At 71.9% G+C, this 17,861-nt stretch carries 16 protein-coding genes and 1 tRNA gene; 12 read left to right on the plus strand and 5 right to left on the minus strand.

The annotated features are described in order from the left end of the window. Positions 1-3: 3 nt before the first annotated feature. Positions 4-675, plus strand: a complete 672-nt coding sequence (gene phoP / locus ABT354_RS32045) for a two-component system response regulator PhoP (protein ID WP_502983540.1) — start codon at positions 4-6, stop codon at positions 673-675. 148 nt (positions 676-823) lie between these two features. On the opposite strand, the gene ABT354_RS32050 is transcribed toward phoP, so the two are convergent. Further along, entirely contained in the window at positions 824-1,489 is a 666-nt protein-coding gene (locus tag ABT354_RS32050; protein WP_351500306.1) for a hypothetical protein, read from the minus strand. Positions 1,490-2,290: 801 nt separating this feature from the next. Here ABT354_RS32050 and ABT354_RS32055 point away from each other — a divergent pair. The 7 genes from ABT354_RS32055 (at position 2,291) to ABT354_RS32085 (ending at position 9,299) form a co-directional block, all read left to right on the plus strand. Further along, complete coding sequence (locus ABT354_RS32055) at positions 2,291-2,773, plus strand: CarD family transcriptional regulator (protein ID WP_003953493.1); 483 nt, start codon at positions 2,291-2,293, stop codon at positions 2,771-2,773. Between the two features lie 294 nt (positions 2,774-3,067). Then, on the plus strand, positions 3,068-3,826 hold the full coding sequence (gene ispD / locus ABT354_RS32060; RefSeq protein WP_351500308.1) for a 2-C-methyl-D-erythritol 4-phosphate cytidylyltransferase: 759 nt from the start codon (positions 3,068-3,070) through the stop codon (positions 3,824-3,826). Further along, positions 3,816-4,325: a 2-C-methyl-D-erythritol 2,4-cyclodiphosphate synthase gene (gene ispF / locus ABT354_RS32065; protein ID WP_351500310.1), complete on the plus strand. Its 510-nt coding sequence runs from the start codon at positions 3,816-3,818 to the stop codon at positions 4,323-4,325. Before ispD ends, ispF begins: the two co-directional genes overlap by 11 nt. 152 nt (positions 4,326-4,477) lie before the next feature. Then, positions 4,478-4,882, plus strand: a complete 405-nt coding sequence (locus ABT354_RS32070) for a PPOX class F420-dependent oxidoreductase (RefSeq protein WP_351500312.1) — start codon at positions 4,478-4,480, stop codon at positions 4,880-4,882. A 137-nt stretch (positions 4,883-5,019) separates the two neighbouring features. Beyond that, the gene (gene cysS, locus ABT354_RS32075) at positions 5,020-6,420 is read left to right on the plus strand and encodes a cysteine--tRNA ligase (RefSeq protein WP_351500314.1); all 1,401 of its coding nucleotides are present in this window, start codon (positions 5,020-5,022) and stop codon (positions 6,418-6,420) included. A gap of 144 nt (positions 6,421-6,564) precedes the next feature. Next, entirely contained in the window at positions 6,565-7,515 is a 951-nt protein-coding gene (gene rlmB, locus ABT354_RS32080; protein WP_351500316.1) for a 23S rRNA (guanosine(2251)-2'-O)-methyltransferase RlmB, read from the plus strand. A 149-nt stretch (positions 7,516-7,664) separates the two neighbouring features. Further along, positions 7,665-9,299, plus strand: coding sequence for a DoxX family membrane protein (locus tag ABT354_RS32085; RefSeq protein ID WP_351500318.1), 1,635 nt, complete (start codon positions 7,665-7,667; stop codon positions 9,297-9,299). 253 nt (positions 9,300-9,552) lie between these two features. Here ABT354_RS32085 and ABT354_RS32090 read toward each other — a convergent pair whose 3' ends face one another. The 3 genes from ABT354_RS32090 to ABT354_RS32100 form a co-directional block, all read right to left on the minus strand. Next, complete coding sequence (locus tag ABT354_RS32090; protein ID WP_351500320.1) at positions 9,553-10,269, minus strand: nucleotidyltransferase family protein; 717 nt, start codon at positions 10,267-10,269, stop codon at positions 9,553-9,555. Between the two features lie 46 nt (positions 10,270-10,315). Then, positions 10,316-10,735 carry a hypothetical protein gene (locus ABT354_RS32095; protein ID WP_351500322.1) on the minus strand — a complete coding sequence of 140 codons (420 nt, stop codon included), beginning with the start codon at positions 10,733-10,735 and terminating at the stop codon, positions 10,316-10,318. Between the two features lie 237 nt (positions 10,736-10,972). Beyond that, on the minus strand, positions 10,973-12,112 hold the full coding sequence (locus ABT354_RS32100) for an ABC transporter ATP-binding protein (protein WP_351500324.1): 1,140 nt from the start codon (positions 12,110-12,112) through the stop codon (positions 10,973-10,975). 265 nt (positions 12,113-12,377) lie between these two features. Here ABT354_RS32100 and ABT354_RS32105 point away from each other — a divergent pair. Beyond that, positions 12,378-12,450, plus strand: a tRNA-Thr gene (locus ABT354_RS32105). A gap of 102 nt (positions 12,451-12,552) precedes the next feature. Beyond that, positions 12,553-14,667 carry a restriction endonuclease gene (locus tag ABT354_RS32110; RefSeq protein WP_351500326.1) on the plus strand — a complete coding sequence of 705 codons (2,115 nt, stop codon included), beginning with the start codon at positions 12,553-12,555 and terminating at the stop codon, positions 14,665-14,667. Between the two features lie 70 nt (positions 14,668-14,737). Here the strand turns inward: ABT354_RS32110 and ABT354_RS32115 are convergent, their stop codons facing one another. Next, positions 14,738-16,135 carry an NAD(P)/FAD-dependent oxidoreductase gene (locus tag ABT354_RS32115; protein WP_351500328.1) on the minus strand — a complete coding sequence of 466 codons (1,398 nt, stop codon included), beginning with the start codon at positions 16,133-16,135 and terminating at the stop codon, positions 14,738-14,740. Positions 16,136-16,240: 105 nt separating this feature from the next. Here ABT354_RS32115 and ABT354_RS32120 point away from each other — a divergent pair, with 105 nt between their 5' ends. Both ABT354_RS32120 and ABT354_RS32125 read left to right on the plus strand, forming a co-directional pair. Further along, complete coding sequence (locus ABT354_RS32120; RefSeq protein ID WP_351500330.1) at positions 16,241-17,134, plus strand: aminoglycoside phosphotransferase family protein; 894 nt, start codon at positions 16,241-16,243, stop codon at positions 17,132-17,134. A gap of 49 nt (positions 17,135-17,183) precedes the next feature. Further along, positions 17,184-17,663 carry a GNAT family N-acetyltransferase gene (locus ABT354_RS32125; protein WP_351500332.1) on the plus strand — a complete coding sequence of 160 codons (480 nt, stop codon included), beginning with the start codon at positions 17,184-17,186 and terminating at the stop codon, positions 17,661-17,663. Positions 17,664-17,861: the final 198 nt, after the last annotated feature.

Here is a 17,861-nt window from a genome sequence, read left to right on the forward strand (position 1 = left end):
CGAGTGCTCGTCGTCGAGGATGAGGAATCCTTCAGCGACGCCCTGTCCTACATGCTCCGCAAGGAAGGCTTCGAGGTCGCGGTGGCGGCCACGGGTCCCGAGGGGCTCGACGAGTTCGAGCGCAACGGCGCCGACCTCGTACTGCTCGACCTGATGCTGCCCGGCCTGCCGGGGACCGAGGTCTGCCGTCAGCTGCGCGGCAAGTCCAATGTCCCGGTGATCATGGTGACCGCCAAGGACAGCGAGATCGACAAGGTCGTCGGGCTGGAAATAGGCGCCGACGACTATGTCACCAAGCCCTTCTCCTCACGGGAGCTGGTCGCCCGGATCCGTGCGGTGCTGCGCCGCCGGGGGGAGCCGGAGGAGGTCACCCCGGCGGCCCTGGAGGCCGGTCCGGTGCGGATGGACGTGGACCGCCATGTCGTCACGGTCTCCGGGCTCAAGATCGACCTCCCGCTGAAGGAGTTCGACCTGCTGGAGATGTTGCTGCGCAACGCGGGCCGGGTGCTCACCCGGATGCAGCTCATCGACCGGGTCTGGGGCGCGGACTACGTCGGGGACACCAAGACCCTCGATGTCCACGTCAAGCGGCTGCGCGCCAAGATCGAGCCCGATCCGGGGGCGCCGCGCTATCTGGTGACCGTCCGGGGCCTCGGCTACAAGTTCGAGCCGTAGGACGGCGGGCGCCCGGGTCCGTGACACGGCGCCGCCCAGGTGACAGCCGAGCGCCGCACCCGCGGTACGGGAAAGGGCCCCGCCGGAGTTCCGGTGGGGCCCTTCGCCTGCCCGGGGGCCGCCCGGGGTGGAGTCCGTGCTTCCGCGATCAGTGCGCGGCGTCGGTCTCCTCGGTCTGCTCGCCCTCGACGGCACCCTCGGTGCCCTGAGTGGCGCTCTCGACCGGCTCGCCCTCGGCGCCCGGCTGGCCCTCGGCGGGCTGCGAGGCGGTGCCGGAGGGCTCACCCGACGGGGAGGTGGAGGCGGTCGCCGCGGGCTTCGGGGCCGGCGGCGCGGCCGACGGGCCGTACTCCTTGAAGTAGCTCTCCGCGGGGACGACGAAGGCGTCGAGCTTCACGGCGCCGGTGTCGCTGAGGTTGAAGACGACCTCCTGCACACCGCCGATGTTCCCGGTCAGCGCGGTGCCGTCGGCGATCATCGCGGTGGCGTTGTCCTTGCCGCCGATGATGACCATGCCCTCGGCGGGCACGACGAGCGGGCCGGCGCCCTTGGCGGGCTTCAGCTCGACCGAGGCGCCGTCCTTGAGGGTGATCGACTCGACCGTCTGGTCCTTGGTGCCCTTGTTGAAGATGGTCGCGGAGACCACCGCGGGGCCCGCCTGGCCGGCCTTGGGCTGGGTGATGACGTTCGCGTTCTGGACGCTGATCGTGTCGACGTTCACCATCGGGTTGTCCGGCTTGACGCCGAGGGACTCCGCGTTGTTGCCCGCGCCACAGGCGGTCAGGGCGGTGAACGACAGCACGACAGCGGTCACGGCGAGGGCGCCGCGGCGAAGGCGAGGGGCGCCCCCGGACGGAGTTTGGGGGAGGCTCACGGCGGCGGCATCTCCTTGGGCGTAGCGGTACGGTCGGGTGACGGTTCGTGCGAAGCCGGGCAATCCCGGTCCCGGCCGCGTCAGTTCGCGATACCGCCCGAGATCACCACAGTTCGCCGATCACATTACAGAGGCGCGTCCGGCCGGTCTCACCCGACCCGCCACTTGGGGGTACGGGGCTCCGGCACCCTCCTCCGCGCCCTCGCGCCCGCCTCCGTGCCGGGCTCCGGGGGGCGTGGCGTTCGCCACATTCCGTACGGCGCCCCGTACCGCGTCCCGTATCGCGCCGCCTCCGGTGAACGCCGGAACGGACCCCCCGGAAGTTCCGGAACCGTGTTTCGCGTGCCGTTCCCAAAACCGCTGATGATCAATTCTGGCGACCCCGTACACATTCCTTTCTTTTGCGTTCGCCGGGAGTTCGTTGATCAATTTCGGATTCGGCGGGACGGTCGTCCGGACGGGTGAGCGACCGCCGAACGGAGTACGGGAAGTTCACCGCCCGGAACCCGGCAAAACGGGACGTTCAGCCATGTCCGGGCCCTCCGGGGCGGGTGTAACGTACGCCTTTCGCCTCCCCCGCGCAGCGGCTCCGACCTGCGAATACCCCCTTCCGGAAGTCGCCCGCAGCACGTTCGCATCGCTGTTGTCAAGCCCCGAGATATGCCCTGACCTGCGAAAACGCCATTCAGTAGAAGCCGTATCCGTGTTACCCTGGATAGCCACGGAAGGGGTACCTGTCACATGACGTTCAAGGTTGGCGACACCGTGGTCTATCCCCATCACGGGGCCGCGCTGATCGAGGCCATCGAAACTCGCCAGATCAAAGGCGTGGACAAGACCTACTTGGTGCTCAAGGTCGCGCAGGGTGACCTGACGGTTCGCGTGCCGGCGGACAACGCCGAGTTCGTGGGTGTACGGGACGTGGTCGGTCAGGACGGGCTGGACCGGGTCTTCGAGGTGCTGCGGGCACCCTACGCGGAGGAGCCGACCAACTGGTCCCGCCGCTACAAGGCAAACCTTGAGAAGCTCGCCTCCGGCGATGTCATCAAGGTCGCCGAAGTCGTCCGGGACCTGTGGCGTCGCGAGCGCGAGCGCGGGCTTTCCGCCGGCGAGAAGCGGATGCTCGCGAAGGCGCGACAGATCCTGGTGAGCGAGCTGGCGCTCGCCGAGAACACCAACGAGGACAAGGCCGAGGCTCTGCTCGACGAGGTCCTCGCGTCCTGACGTAAGGCGCACCAATGCCGCGGTGCCCGTTGACATATCATGATCATTTCTGACCATGGGACTGTCGCCGGGCGCTGCGGCATGTTCGTCTCCCCTGTGTGTCGCACCACAGGGGTGTCGTACCACGGCGCGGGACACCCGCAAGGGGGCACAGGGCACCCATGACGGGTGTGCCGGGCCCGGGTGGCTGGCGCAGACCGGATCGTCACGGAAGGGTCCGTCAAGGCGTCGCGCCCGGCACGCTGTGGCCATACCCATGTCGGCCGAGGAAACAAACCTGTCGGAGTGCAACCGATGTCGAACGTCTCGCTCCCGCCCCGTACCGCGGCCGTGATCCCGGCCGCCGGCCGCGGGCTGCGGCTGGGCCCCGGCGCCCCCAAGGCGCTCCGTACGCTCAACGGCACGCCCATGCTCGTGCACGCCGTCCGCGCGATGGCGGCCTCCAACGCGGTCTCGCTCGTCGTGGTCGTCGCCCCACCGGACGACACCCCGGCGGTCCGGACCCTGCTCACCGATCTCGCCCTGCCCGACCGCACCGATGTGGTCGTCGTGCCCGGCGGCGCCAACCGCCAGGAGTCGGTCCGCCTCGGTCTGGAGGCGCTGCCCGGCGATGTCTCCATCGTCCTCGTCCACGACGCCGCCCGCCCGCTGGTCCCCGTCGACACGGTGGACGCCGTCATCGACGCCGTACGGGACGGGGCCCGTGCCGTGGTCCCGGCGCTGCCGCTGGCCGACACCGTGAAGGAGGTCGAGCCGCGCGAGGGGGCGGAGAAGGGTGAGCCGGAGCCCGTCGTCGCGACCCCCGAGCGGGCCCGGCTGCGGGCTGTGCAGACCCCGCAGGGCTTCGACCGCGAGACCCTGGTCCGCGCCCACGCCGCCACGGGCGGGAGCGACGGCGACGGCGCCACCGACTGCGCGGGGCTCGTGGAGCGGCTCGGCGGCCCGGTGGTGGTCGTTCCCGGCCACGAGGAGGCGTTCAAGGTGACCCGTCCGCTCGACCTCGTCCTGGCCGAGGCCGTACTCGCCCGCAGGAGGGCCAACGATGGCTTCTGAGACCGTGCCCGCCGCGCTTCCCGCCGCGCTGCCGCTCATCGGAGTCGGTACCGATGTCCACGCCTTCGAGACGGGCCGCGAGCTGTGGTGCGCCGGGCTCCTCTGGCCGGGCGAGGACGGCCTCGCCGGGCACTCCGACGGCGATGTGGCCGCACACGCCGCCTGTGACGCCCTCTTCTCCGCCGCGGGCGTCGGCGATCTCGGCGCCCACTTCGGCACCTCCCGCCCCGAGTGGTCCGGCGCCTCCGGGGTCGCCCTGCTGACGGAGGCGGCCCGGATCGTGCGGGCCGAGGGCTTCGCCATCGGCAATGTGGCCATCCAGGTCATCGGCGTACGGCCCAAGATCGGCAAGCGCCGGGAAGAGGCCCAGAAGGCGCTCTCCGAGGCCGTCGGCGCACCGGTCTCCGTCTCCGGCACCACCACCGACGGACTCGGGCTCACCGGGCGTGCGGAGGGGCTGGCCGCCATCGCGACCGCACTGCTGGTCCGTACCGGCTGAGAAACCGGGCCGGGGGGACACCCCGGGGCGCACGGACCCGTGGGTGGGGAAATATCCACGGGCCGTGACGCGCTGCCACCACCGGGGTAGGCGTCGTCTCTGCGTACCCCCGCACCAGCCCTGTGTCCGTTCTTGTCAGAAAGGCCGCACCCATGACCGTCGCCCTCTCGGACGAACTGAAGACGCTCCTCGACACCCCGGTCTTCGTCAGCATCGCGACCATCCAGCCGGACGGCAGCCCCCAGGTCTCCCCGGTCTGGGTGAAACGCGACGGGGACGACCTCCTGGTCTCCACCACCGTCGGCCGCCGCAAGGAGCTGAACCTGCGCCGGGACCCCCGGGTCACCGTGCTGCTCCAGCCCTTCGACGCCCCCTACACCTATGCGGAGATCCGCGGCGAGGCCACGCTCACCACCGAGGGCGGCCAGGAGCTGATCGACGAGCTGGCGGTCAAGTACACCGGCAAGCGGTACGCCGAGTTCAACGCGGCGGCGGCCGAGGACGCCCCCCGGGTCGTGGTGCGCATCACCCCCCGGAAGGTGGTCGGGCGCATCTGACCCCCGGCGCCGCCCGCGCACGGGCCGGGTCCCCGCGACCCTGCCCGTGCGCCACGGGTCACGGCGTTGTCCACAAGGGCCACTCGGCTGTCCACAGGGGTCGCGGGGCACCGGGGTCCGCCCACTACCCTGGTTGCGTGACTCTTCGCCTGTACGACACCAGCGCCCGCGAGATTCGTGACTTCACCCCGCTCGTGCCGGGCCGCGTCTCGATCTACCTGTGTGGTGCGACCGTGCAGGCCGCTCCGCACATCGGTCATATCCGGTCCGGACTCAACTTCGACATCATGCGCCGCTGGTTCGCCTACCGCGGCTATGAGGTGACCTTCATCCGGAATGTCACCGATATCGATGACAAGATCATCAAAAAGTCGGCCGAGCAGAACCGCCCCTGGTGGTCGATCGGTTACACCAATGAGCGCGCCTTCGACGACGGCTACACCGCCCTCGGCTGCCTGCCGCCGACCTATGAGCCCCGCGCCACCGGCCACATCACCGAGATGATCGAGATGATGCAGGGCCTCATCGAGCGCGGCCACGCCTATGCGGCCGACGGCAATGTCTACTTCGACGTGCGCTCCTTCCCCGGCTATCTCTCCCTCTCCAACCAGGATCTGGACGATCTGCTCCAGCCCTCGGGCGAGGGCGAGACCGGCAAGCGCGACCCCCGTGACTTCGCCATGTGGAAGAGCGCCCGGCCCGGCGAGCCGAGCTGGGCGACGCCCTGGGGCCGGGGCCGTCCCGGCTGGCACCTGGAGTGCTCGGCCATGGCCCACAAGTACCTGGGCACCGCCTTCGACATCCACGGCGGCGGCCTCGACCTGATCTTCCCGCACCATGAGAACGAGATCGCGCAGGCCAAGGCGTTCGGCGACGACTTCGCGCGGTACTGGGTGCACAACGCCTGGGTCACCATGAGCGGCGAGAAGATGTCCAAGTCGCTGGGGAACTCGGTCCTCGTCTCCGAGATGGTCAAGCACTGGAAACCGATCGTCCTCCGCTACTACCTGGGCACCCCGCACTACCGCTCGATGATCGAGTACAGCGAGGAGGCCCTGCGCGAGGCCGAGTCGGCGTTCTCCCGGATCGTCGGCTTCATCCAGCGGGTCGGCGAGAAGGCCGGGGGTACGGTCGAGCCCGCCGCCGAGGTGCCCCCCGCCTTCGCCGAGGCGATGGACGACGACCTGAGCGTCCCGCAGGCGCTCGCCGTCATCCACACCACCGTCCGCCAGGGGAACTCGGCCCTCGCCGCCGACGACAAGGAGTCCGCGGTCGCCCGGCTCGCCGAGGTCCGCGCCATGCTCGGGGTCCTCGGTCTGGATCCGCTCGACCCGCACTGGGCGGGGGTGACCGACGGCGGCGAGGATCTGCACGGAGTCGTCGACACCCTCGTCCGGCTGGTGCTCCAGCAGCGGGAGGCGGCCCGTACCCGCAAGGACTGGGCCACCGCCGACGCCATCCGGGACCAGCTCCAGCAGTCCGGCCTGGCGATCGAGGACGGTCCCGACGGCCCGCGCTGGACACTCGGACCCCGCTGAGCAGGGACGATGTGCCGCCCGGGGCTCCGAGCGGCACACTGTCATACGTACACGCACATCAGTACACGCACACCCGTGCACCCGTACGGGTACCTCGGTACCCGCACACCCACACGCACGACGACCCAAGAGCAGGTAGCAGTCATGGCCGGGAACAGCCAGCGCAGGAACCGCCGCACGTCCAACAAGAAGGGCGCGCAGGTCGGCAGCGGTGGCAAGCGGCGCCGCGGCCTGGAGGGCAAGGGCCCGACCCCGCCCGCCTCCGCCCGCAAGGGGCATGTGAAGAACCGCGTCGCCAACGCCAAGGCGAAGCACACCGCCCGCCGTCCGGTCGCCCGCCGGGGCGGCAAGGGCAGCTCCGAGATGGTCGTCGGCCGTAACCCCGTCTTCGAGGCGCTGCGCGACGGGGTGCCCGCCACCACCCTCTATGTCCAGCAGTTCATCGACAACGACGAGCGGGTGCGCGAGGCGCTCCAGCTCGCCACCGGGCGCGGCAACATCCACATCATGGAGGCGCCCCGCCCCGAGCTGGACCGGATGACCAATGGCCTCAACCACCAGGGTCTGGTCCTCCAGGTCCCGCCGTACGAGTACGCGCACCCCGAGGACCTGGCCGCCTCCGCCGCCGACCACGGCGAGGACCCGCTGATCGTGGCGCTGGACGGGGTCACCGACCCGCGCAATCTGGGTGCCGTCGTCCGCTCCGTCGCCGCCTTCGGCGGCCATGGTGTCGTGGTGCCCGAGCGCCGCGCCGCCGGGATGACCGCGGGCGCGTGGAAGACCTCCGCCGGTACCGCCGCGCGCACCCCGGTGGCCCGCGCCACCAACCTCACCCGCGCGCTGGAGGGATACCAGAAGGCCGGGATCACCGTGGTCGGCCTCGCTGCCGACGGTGAGCACGAGGTGGGCGACCTGGAGGCGCTGGGCGGTCCGGTCGTGATCGTCGTCGGCAGCGAGGGCAAGGGTCTCTCCCGGCTGGTCGGCGAGACCTGCGACTACCTGGTCCGGATCCCCATGCCGGGCGGTGCCGAGTCGCTGAACGCCGGTGTCGCCGCAGGTGTGGTGCTGTACGAGGCGGCCCGCCGCCGCGCCTGACGGTGCTGTGCCGGTCCCGGGACACCGGGGCCGGCGGCCGTGCGTTGACGTACCGGAACGGGCCCTTCCGGAGCGCTCACCAGCCTTGACGGGTCTCGGACAGATCGGCTCCGCGGTGCCAGTGTCCTAACCCGCTGTCACTCGGTTAGATGAGTGTGGACACCAGAACGCCCCGGCCCGGGTTCGATGATCAGCCCGCTCTGAGCATGGTCAAGGTCGACTGCGATCCCGCGCAGGTCATCGTGAACCACGCCAGCTTCCGGGTGCGGCTCGCACAGAGCCCGCGCCCCGCACGTGCCTTCGCCGACACCCTGCGCGTACCCGCCGTCGCGGGCGCCGGGGCGCGTCGGCGCGCGCCCGTCGTCTGGACCGGTAGAACCGAGCCCGGGGACGCGGGCGCGACGGGGCTGCTCCAGGCCGTGCGGAACAGCACCGCGACCACCGCGGAGCGTGGCGGCGGATACGACGCCGGGGCGACCCAGGTGATCCCGAGGATCGACCTCGGCCCCGGGGCGCGCCCCTACGGCGACCCCGCCGACACCGGGACCGCCCCCGTACCGAAGCTCCCCGCCGGGCCGCTGCTGCCGCCGATGCGGCAGGCCGTCGGCGCGTACGACGCCTATCCGCCGGACGGCCGCGGCCCCTACGGGGGGTCCGGCCGGTACGACGAGTACCCCGACGGCCCCGGTGACACCGCCGGCACCGACCGGGACCGGCGCGCGGGGGCGGACTCCGTACGCCACGCCTACTACCCCGGCCGCCGGATGAACCTGGGCGTGGTGCTGCTGCCGCTGCGGGTCTTCCTCGGCCTCATCTCCGTCTACGCGGGCATGGGCAAGCTCTGCGACCCCGTCTACTTCGACGGCGGCGAGCGCGGCTCCATGGTGAAGTGGCTCAACTCCCTGAACCCCTGGGCGCTGGCCGAGCCGCTGCGGGACTTCGCGCTCTCGCACCCGGTGGGCGCCGGGCTCACCGTCGCCTTCCTCCAGGTCGTCGTGGGGGTGCTCACCGTCCTCGGGCTCTGGCAGCGGGTCGCGGCGGGTGTCGGCGTGCTGCTCTCCGCGGCGCTGATCCTCACGGTGAGCTGGCGGACCGTTCCGGTGTACGACGCGCCGGACTTCATCTATCTCGCCGCCTGGTCGCCGCTGATCATCGCGGGGGCGCCGGTCTACTCCATCGACGGACGGCTCGCCGGTGAGGCGTGGCGGACCCTCGGCCCCCGTGCGGAGCTGTGGGAGCTGCGGCGGCGGGTGCTGCGCCGGGGCGCGGTCGTGGCGACGGTCGTGGTGGGGCTCACGCTGCTCATCGGGTCGATGCTCGGGGGGGCGGTGCGCTCCACCGACATGGTCACGGTGCCGAGGCCGGACCAGGACCCGAGCAACCATCTGCCGGGGTCGCCGCTGCCGAAGGACCGGCCCTCGGGGGAGCGGTCCTCCGCCGGTCCCGAGGGGCGGGAGCCGGGGTCGCCGCGGCCGGCGGCGAGCAGCACGGGGACGCCTGCGGCGGAGCCGCCGGTGGAGCCCGCGGCGGGCACGGGTGCGGGTGCGGGCGCGGGGGTGGCGCCGGAGACGGCGGCGGGGCGGCCGAGCGAGAGCCAGGGGGTGCGGGAGGCGCCGCCGTCGGCGGTACGGGAGCAGGTGCCGCCGCCGTCGGGCTCGGGTTCGGGCTCGGGGTCGACGGGGACGTCGTCGGGCTCCTCCTCGCCCGAGGGGACGGATGCGCCCGGCTCGTCGTCGGGGGGTGACTCGGCGCCGGCCCGCGTGATCGGCGGCCTCCTGGGCTGACCAGGTATTTCAGCCCGTCCGGCGTTTGAGGACGGACCCGAGGCCCGAGTCGGCAAACCAAGCCCGTCCGGCGTTTGAGGACGGACCTCGGCACCGAGTCTCCTCGGGCGGACGTCGGGGCCAGCCCCGAACCCCGCTCCTCAATCGCCGGAGGGGCTTGATTTTGAGGCCCCCGCTCCTCAATCTCCCCCGGACTTCGTCCGGGGGGACCCCATGGGGCTTGATTTACGGGGATCGAAAGGCGGGGCCGGGCCTACCGGGAGGAGAGTTCCTTGGCGGCCTCGGTGAGGTCCTTGGCCGTGTCGATGGCCCGCCAGTACGCCCCCTGCGGCAGCGGGAAGCCCGCCAGGCGCCGTTCCCGGGCCAGCCCGGGGAAGGTGGTGCGTTCGTGGTCGCCCAGCTCCGGGAGGAGGTCGGCGAAGGCGGCGGAGAAGACGTAGACGCCGGCGTTGATGAGGAACGGCGAGGGCGGCGCCTCGATGAAGTCGGTGATGTGGCCGAAGGCGTCGGTCTCGACGGCGCCCCAGGGGATCCGGGGCCGGGCCAGCGCGAGGGTGGCCGTGGCGTCGCGTTCGGCGTGGAAGGCGGCCATCTCCCGCAGGGAGAAGCGGGTCCAGATGTCACCGTTGGTGGCGTACCAGGGAAGGTCCGGCCGGGGCAGTCGCGCGGCGGCGAACTTGAGGCCGCCGCCGCGCCCCAGCGGCTCCGGCTCGACCACGGTCTGGACCCGCAGGGGCAGATCCGTGTCGGCCAGCCACTCCTGGAGGACCTCCGCGAGATGGCCGCAGGAGACGACCGCGTCGGTCACGCCCTCCGCGGCCAGCCAGGCGAGCTGATGGCCGATGATCGGGGTCCCGGTCCCCGGGATCTCGACCATCGGCTTGGGGCGGTCGTCGGTGTACGGTCGCAGCCGCGAGCCCTGGCCGCCCGCCAGGACCACGGCCTGCGTCGGATACGTAGGCGTATGCATGCCGTGAACGATATGCGCATATGCGCGGTGGCACGGGCGGTGCCCGTCAGCTCCCCTGGGCCTGCTTCGCGACGCCCGCGGCGAACGAGGTGTCGCAGACCGGCTTGGAGTAGGTCTGGGCGCGGGTGGGCCCGAGCCGGTCGACGGCGGCGCGGCCGAGGGCGCGGGCGATCGACATGCAGTGCCGGGCGAGTGAGGGGCGGGCCTCCACCTCGCTCTGGAGACGGGTGAGGGCGGCGCCCGGGTTCTTCTCCTGGAGTTCGGTGAGCAGCCGCTCGCGCAGGACGTCCTGGGGCGCGCGCGGCTTGGCGCGGACCGAGACGTCCTGGGAGGAGGCGCTCAGGAGCTGGGGTCCGCTCGGTCCGGCCCACGGCACGCTGGTGACCGCGAGGGTTCCGGAGAGCACCAGGACCACGGGGAGGACGAGGGCGAGACTACGGCCGATTCGGCGGGCTGAGTGGGTCACGCGGGCAGCGTAGCGGCCGGTAACGCGGTGGCGACATTCAGTCACTCCCCTGAGGGATCGTTCGAGGGAATCTTTCGAATGCCGGGTTGACGGGAAAGCGTGAAATGCCCCTGGATAAGCGGTCATTGGCCGCATCGGGGACATCCAGGGGCGTTGGACAACGAACGGCCCCGTGCAACCCAGGGGTCGCACGGGGCCGTCCAAGCAGCGGGCGTCCCAGAGGACGCCCAGGGAGTGTCAGTCGGTCAGACGCTCGCCCGTGGAGGTCGAGAAGACGTGCATCTCGTCCGGCCGCGGCACCACGTGCAGCTCGGAGCCCTTCGCGGGCACGGAGCGGCCGCCGACGCGGACGACCAGCTCCTTCTCCTCGTCACCGCCGACCTTGGCGGAGCCGTAGACGAAGCCGTCGGAGCCCAGCTCCTCCACGACGTTGACCAGGACGGCGAGGCCCGCCGGGGCGTCCTTGGAGTCCTTGGTGAGCGCGGTGGCCGCGGCGCCGCCGTGCTCGACCACATCGAAGTGCTCGGGCCGGATGCCGACGGTGACGGTCTTGTCGCCACGCTCGGCGGCGGCGGAGAGCGCCTCGCGCGAGACCGGGACGACGCTGTTGCCGAACTTCACACCGCCGTCGGTGATCTTCACCTCGACCAGGTTCATCGCGGGCGAGCCGATGAAGCCGGCGACGAAGAGGTTGGCCGGGCGGTCGTACATGTTCCGCGGCGAGTCGACCTGCTGGAGCAGACCGTCCTTGAGGACCGCGACCCGGTCGCCCATGGTGAGCGCCTCGGTCTGGTCGTGGGTGACATAGACCGTGGTGATGCCCAGCCGGCGCTGGAGCGACGCGATCTGGGTACGGGTGGAGACCCGGAGCTTGGCGTCGAGGTTCGACAGCGGCTCGTCCATGAGGAAGACCTGGGGCTCACGCACGATGGCGCGGCCCATCGCCACACGCTGGCGCTGACCGCCGGAGAGCGCCTTCGGCTTGCGGTCGAGGTACGGGGTGAGGTCGAGGATCTTCGCCGCCTCCTCGACCTTCTTGCGGATCTCCGCCTTGTTGACGCCGGCGATCTTGAGCGCGAAGCCCATGTTGTCGGCGACGGACATGTGCGGGTAGAGCGCGTAGTTCTGGAACACCATGGCGATGTCCCGGTCCTTGGGCGGCAGGTGGGTGACGTCGCGGTCACCGATGCGGATCGCGCCCCGGTTCACGTCCTCCAGGCCCGCGAGCATCCGCAGGGAGGTGGACTTGCCACAGCCGGAGGGGCCCACGAGGACGAGGAACTCGCCGTCCGCGATGTCGATGTTCAGCTCGTCGACGGCGGGCTTCTCGGTGCCCGGGTAGATCCGGGTCGCCTTGTCGAACGTAACGGTAGCCATGGTGCTGTTCCCTTCACCGGCAGGAACGTGCCGGACGATCCGAAGTAAAGGATTGGTGTAGTCCACTCGGGTGAACTGCGAGCGACGCTACCTGGCGTTCCGCCGCATGTCAGTAACGGGATGGGAACGAGATGCACGGGCCCGCCCCAACCGCCCGAAAAGCCCCCCGCGTGCGCGCTCTCCCCGTACCCGATCTTCATGGCCTCCGGAACCCGCCGCTGTGTAGAGTGGGGGATCTCCGTGCGGGGGCCCGCCTTCGCGCGATGCCGCCTTAGCTCAATTGGTAGAGCAGCGATCTTGTAAGTCGCAGGTCGTCGGTTCGATTCCGACAGGCGGCTCGGTCAGAACAGTGTCCCGGCCCCTCATGGTCCGGGACACTGGCGTTTGGTGGGTGCGGTGGTACGGACGCCGGGGGGCGGTCCGGTGGGGAGGGCGCGGGAATGAGTCGACGCTCGGGCGGGATGATCGGGGCGTGGGCCGAGGCGCAGCGCCGCCAGCAGCGTGAGCGGGAGGCACAGATCCGTGCCGCCCAGCGGGCGCAGCGGGAGCGGGAGCGCGGGCAGCGGGCGTACGAGCGGGACATGGCCCGCAGACACCGGGAGCAGCAGGCGGCGTACAAGCGCGGCCGGGAGGCGGATGCCCTGGCCCGGACCGGGGAGATCGAGTCCCGGGTGGCGGAGCTGACGGGGCTGCTGGCGACGGGCTGCCGGGGGCCGGCCTTCCGGGCCGCCGCGCTGGTCAGGGCCGAGCAGCAGATCGAGCCGTTCGCGCCGGGCCCGCTGGCCCATCCGGTGCCGCCGCCCGATCCGGCGTTCTACCGTCCGCAGGGCGGCTGGGCGTGGTCGCGGGAGCGGGCCGAGCGGGAGGCGCAGGAGCGCTATCAGCACGATCTGGGGCTGGCGCGGGCGGCCGAGGAGCAGCGCCGGGCGCAGCTCGCCGAGTACCGGCGGCGGTACGACGCCTGGGCGGGCGCCCAGCTCGCGGAGGTGCGGCAGCACAACGCGGGTGTGGCGCGGATGGTGGAGGGGCTGCGGTCGGGTGACCCCGACGCGGTCGTGGAGTACTTCTCGGCGGCGCTGTACTCCTCCCAGGAGTGGCCGCAGGGGCTGCCGCGCCAGCTGTCGGCGGCGTTCGACCGGGGTGCCCGGCAGCTGGTGCTCAGCTGGGAGCTGCCCGGTTTCGATGTGGTGCCCCCGGCCCGGTCGGTGCGGTACGTGGCCGCCTCGGACCAGTTGAAGGAGGTCGCGCGGCCGGTGACCCAGCGCCGTGCGGTCTACCGCGATGTGCTGGCGCAGTGTCTGCTGCTGGCGCTGCGGGATCTGTTCGCCGCCGATGAGCACGGGGTGCTGGACTCGGTGGCGCTGAGCGGTTTCGTGGACGATGTGGACCCGGCGACGGGCCGCCATGCGGAGATCGTCCTCGCCTCGGTCACGGTCTCCCGCCAGGACTTCGCCCCGCTCCGGCTGGACCAGGTGAGCGCGGTGGACTGTCTGGAGGGCATACGGGGACGGCTGTCCGCGAAGCCGGACACCCGGGTGGCCGTCCGGCCCGACCGGCTGCCCGGGGATGTGGGCGCCGGGGTGGTCTCGCACGGCGGCGGTGACGATCCGGATCTGCTGGAGATGGATCCGGTGGAATTCGAGGGCCTGGTCGCCGAGTTGTTCCGGGCGCGGGGGATGCGGGCGGTGACCACCCAGCGCTCCAACGACGGCGGGGTGGATGTGGAAGCCTTCGATCCGGATCCGATCAGCGGTGGCCGGATCATCGTGCAGGTGAAGCGGTACCGGAACACGGTCCCGCCGACCGCCGTCCGCGATCTGTACGGGACGGTGCAGGACGCCGGGGCCAACAAGGGTGTACTGGTGACGACTTCGGGCTTCGGCCCCGGCTCGTACACCTTCGCCAATGGCAAGCCGCTGACCCTGGTCAGCGGGGTGGAGCTGGTGGAGCTGCTGAACGGCCACGGGCTGCGCGGGCGGCTCGGCCCGGTGGCCGGCGGGGCGCCGTCGCGGCGCACCCCGGGGCCGGGGGAGCTGGCGCCGGAGGACATCGCGCCGCCGCCCGATGACGACGGCTTCAATGTGCTGGGGATGGTCTGGTCGGGCGGGGTGGCGCTGGATGTCTGCGCGCTGGTCTGCCGGTACGACCGGGTGCTCAGCGAGGCCCATTTCGTCTTCTTCAACAATGAGCGCACCCCGGACGGTTCGGTGCGCGCGGTGGAGCCGTCGGCGGGGGACCGGGCGGCGGTCCGGGTCTCCTTCGACGCGCTGCCGCCGGAGGCGGACCGGCTGGTGCTGGTGGCGGCGGTGGACCCGGAGGTGAACCCGGGGGCGGATCTGTCCGGTTTCACCGGTGCGGGGATCGTGCTGCGGGACGACCGGGGCGCGGAGCTGGACCGGCTGGAGGTCTCGGACGGCCGGGCCGGTGAGACCGCCCTGGTCCTCGGTTCCTTCCGCCGCCGGGCCAACGGCAACTGGGAGTTCGTGATCGGCGGCAAGGGGTACGGGGGCGGCCTGGAGGAGCTGGTGGGGGAGTACGGCATCGAGGTGGAGTAGAACCCTGGAGATCCCCGGGACCCCGGCCCCCGTACCGCCCCGTACAGCTCCGTACCGCCCCGTACCGTCCTCAGTGGCGGCCCGAGATCCGGTCCGCCAGCCGGGCGACGCGGTCCGTCTCCGTGCTGTGGCCCCTGGACTCACGGCGGTCCGCGCCCCGGTACGCCGCGTACATCGCCCGCACCCCGAGCCAGCGCAGCGGCTCCGGCTCCCAGGGGCGGACCCGGTGGTTCACCCAGGGCAGCGTGGTCAGTTCGGTCGCCCCGCCCTGCCCCGAGTCCTGCTGGACGAGATCGCTGAGCGTCCGCCCGGCGAGATGGGCGGTGGCGACCCCGGAGCCCACATAGCCGCCCGCCCAGCCGAGGCCGGTGGAACGGTCCAGGGTGACCGTGGCGCACCAGTCGCGGGGGACGCCCAGCACCCCCGACCAGGCGTGGTCGATCCTTGCCCCCGCCGTCGTCGGGAAGAGCGCCGTCAGCATCTCGCGCAGCGCCTCCACGGTCGCGGGCCGGGTGCGGCCGTCGTTGTCGGTCCGGGAGCCGTAGCGGTACGGGACGCCGCGCCCGCCCAGCGCGATCCGGCCGTCGGCGGTGCGCTGGGCGTAGATGTACGCGTGGGCCATGTCGCCCAGGGTCTCCCGGCCGTCCCAGCCGATGGTCTCCCACACCGCGTCCGGCAGCGGCTCGGTGGCGATCATCGAGGAGTTCATGGGGAGCCAGTCCCGGCGCCGGCCCTTGATCCCGGCGGTGAACCCCTCGGTGCAGCGCAGGATGTACGGGGCGCGGACGGTGCCGTACGGGGTGACCGCGTGCCCCTTCTTGATCTCGGTGACCGGGGTCGACTCATGGACCGTGACGCCCAGCGCCTCCACGGCGGCGGCCAGCCCCTTGACCAGCTTCGCCGGGTGCAGCCGGGCCCCGTGCGGGGTCCAGGTGGCGGAGACCGCCCCGGCGACCCGGATCCGCCGCGCGGTCTCCCGCGCCCCGTACAGCACCCGGTCCCGCTCGCCGAAGGAGACCTCGGCGTCGTGGAAGGCGCGCAGCCGGGCCGCCTGGGCGGGGGTACGGGCCACTTCGAGGACGCCGCCGTGGTGGATGTCGGCGTCGATGCCCTCCTCGGCGGCGACCCGGATCACCTCGCCGACGGTGTCGTTCATGGCCCGCTGGAGCCGGATCGCCGCGTCCCGGCCGTGCAGCCGGGCGTACCGGTCCCGTCCGGCGATCCCGTTGTAGAGCCAGCCGCCGTTGCGGCCGGAGGCCCCGTACCCGCAGAACTTCGCCTCCAGGACGGTGATGTCGAGGAAGGGGGCGGCCTTCTTGAGGTAGTACGCCGTCCAGAGCCCGGTGTAGCCGCCGCCGACGATGCAGATGTCCGCCGAGGTGTCCCCGGGGAGCGGTTCACGGGGTGCCGGGAGTCCGTCCTGCGCGTACCAGAACGCTATGCCGCCGTTGACGGTGTGCTGGCTCATGGTGTCCCTGCTGTTCCGGGTGGGGCGGGTGGGAGCGACTGTACGCAAGGATCGCCGCGCCGAAAACGGGGGGAGCGGCGGCGGAGTGATCCGTACCATCACGGCATGGTCGAGATCCCCGCGCTCCTGGTCTCCCGGCAGCTCCAGTACGGCGGCCCGGCGGGGCGCGCCTTCATCGACGGGCTCCCCGCCCGGACCCGGCACTTCCTCGACGTGTGGGAGCTGCGGCGGGACGGGCCGTTGATGCACGGCTGGGCGGCGCTGGTGGTCCCGGTGCGGTGCGCGGACGGCACCCCGGCGGTGCTGAAACTCCCCGTACGGGACGAGGAGACCGAGGGTGAGCCGGACGCGCTGCGGGTATGGGACGGCGACGGGGCGGTACGGCTGCTGCGCCACGACGGGCCGACCGGCACCCTGCTGCTGGAGCGGCTGGACGCGGAGCGCTCGCTGGAACGGCTCCCGGTCCCTACGGCGGCGCGAATCATCGCCGAGCTGCTGGCCCGGCTCACCGACCGGCCGGCGCCCCCGGGCATGCGGCGGCTCGGCCCCCTCGCCACCCGGATGCTCCAGGAGGCGCCCGACGCGCTGCCAAGGCTCGCCGACCCGGGGGAGCGGCGGCTGATCGCGGACTGCGCGGCGGCGCTGCGGGAGGTCGTGGACGAGCCCGGCGACCGGCTGCTCCACTGGGATCTCCACTACGAGAACGTCCTGGCGAACGTCGTGGCGCCGGAGCGCGGGCCCTGGCTCGCCATCGACCCCAAGCCACTGGCCGGGGACCCCGGGTTCGAGCTGCTGCCCGCGCTCCTGAATCGGTTCGATGAGGCGGACATCCGTCCCCGCTTCGATCTGATGACGGAGGTCCTGGGGCTGGACCGGGAACGGGCCCGGGCCTGGTCCCTGGGACGTGTCCTCCAGAACACCCTCTGGCAGATCGAGGACGGCGAAGGGCGCCTGGAGCCGGAGCAAGAGTCCCTGGCCCGGGTGCTGCTGGGTCGCTGACCGGGGATTTCGCTGGCGCGACGGGCGGGGGCTCGGGGAGTCTGTCCCCATGATCCGTAGCGCTGTGCCCGAAGACATCCCCGAGATCCACCGCATGATCCGCGAGCTGGCGGAGTACGAGAAGTGCGCGGGGGAGGCGCGGGCCACCGAGGAGCAGCTCCACGAGGCGCTCTTCGGCGAGCGCGCGGCGGCCTTCGCCCATATCGCCGAGACGGAGGCCGGCGAGCCGGCCGGGTTCGCCCTCTGGTTCCTGAACTTCTCCACCTGGCGCGGGGTGCACGGCATCTATCTGGAGGACCTCTATGTCCGCCCTGGGCTCCGGGGTGGTGGCCATGGGAAGGCGCTGTTGCGGGAGCTGGCCCGTATCTGTGTGGAGCGGGGGTACGAGCGCCTGGAGTGGTCGTGCCTGAAGTGGAACACCCCCTCCCTCGACTTCTACCGCGCACTCGGGGCGCGTGAGCAGGACGAATGGTCCGTCCTCCGCCTCACGGACGACGCCCTGGCCGAGCTGGGTACGTCCATTTCCTGACGATCGCCTGGCGCCGGGCAAAGCGGGGGCCTCAACACTCAGCCCCTCCGGCGAGGTAAATCCAGCCTGTCCGGCGATTGAGGACGGACCTCGGCACCGAGTCGCCTCGGGTGGACGTCGGGGCCAGCCCCGAACCCCGCTCCTCAAACGCCGGAGGGGCTGAATACTGCTGCCTCGGGCCCAAGGCTCACATGACGC

It is taken from the genome of Streptomyces sp. NPDC000594 (assembly GCF_040299965.1).
Lineage (GTDB): Bacteria > Actinomycetota > Actinomycetes > Streptomycetales > Streptomycetaceae > Streptomyces.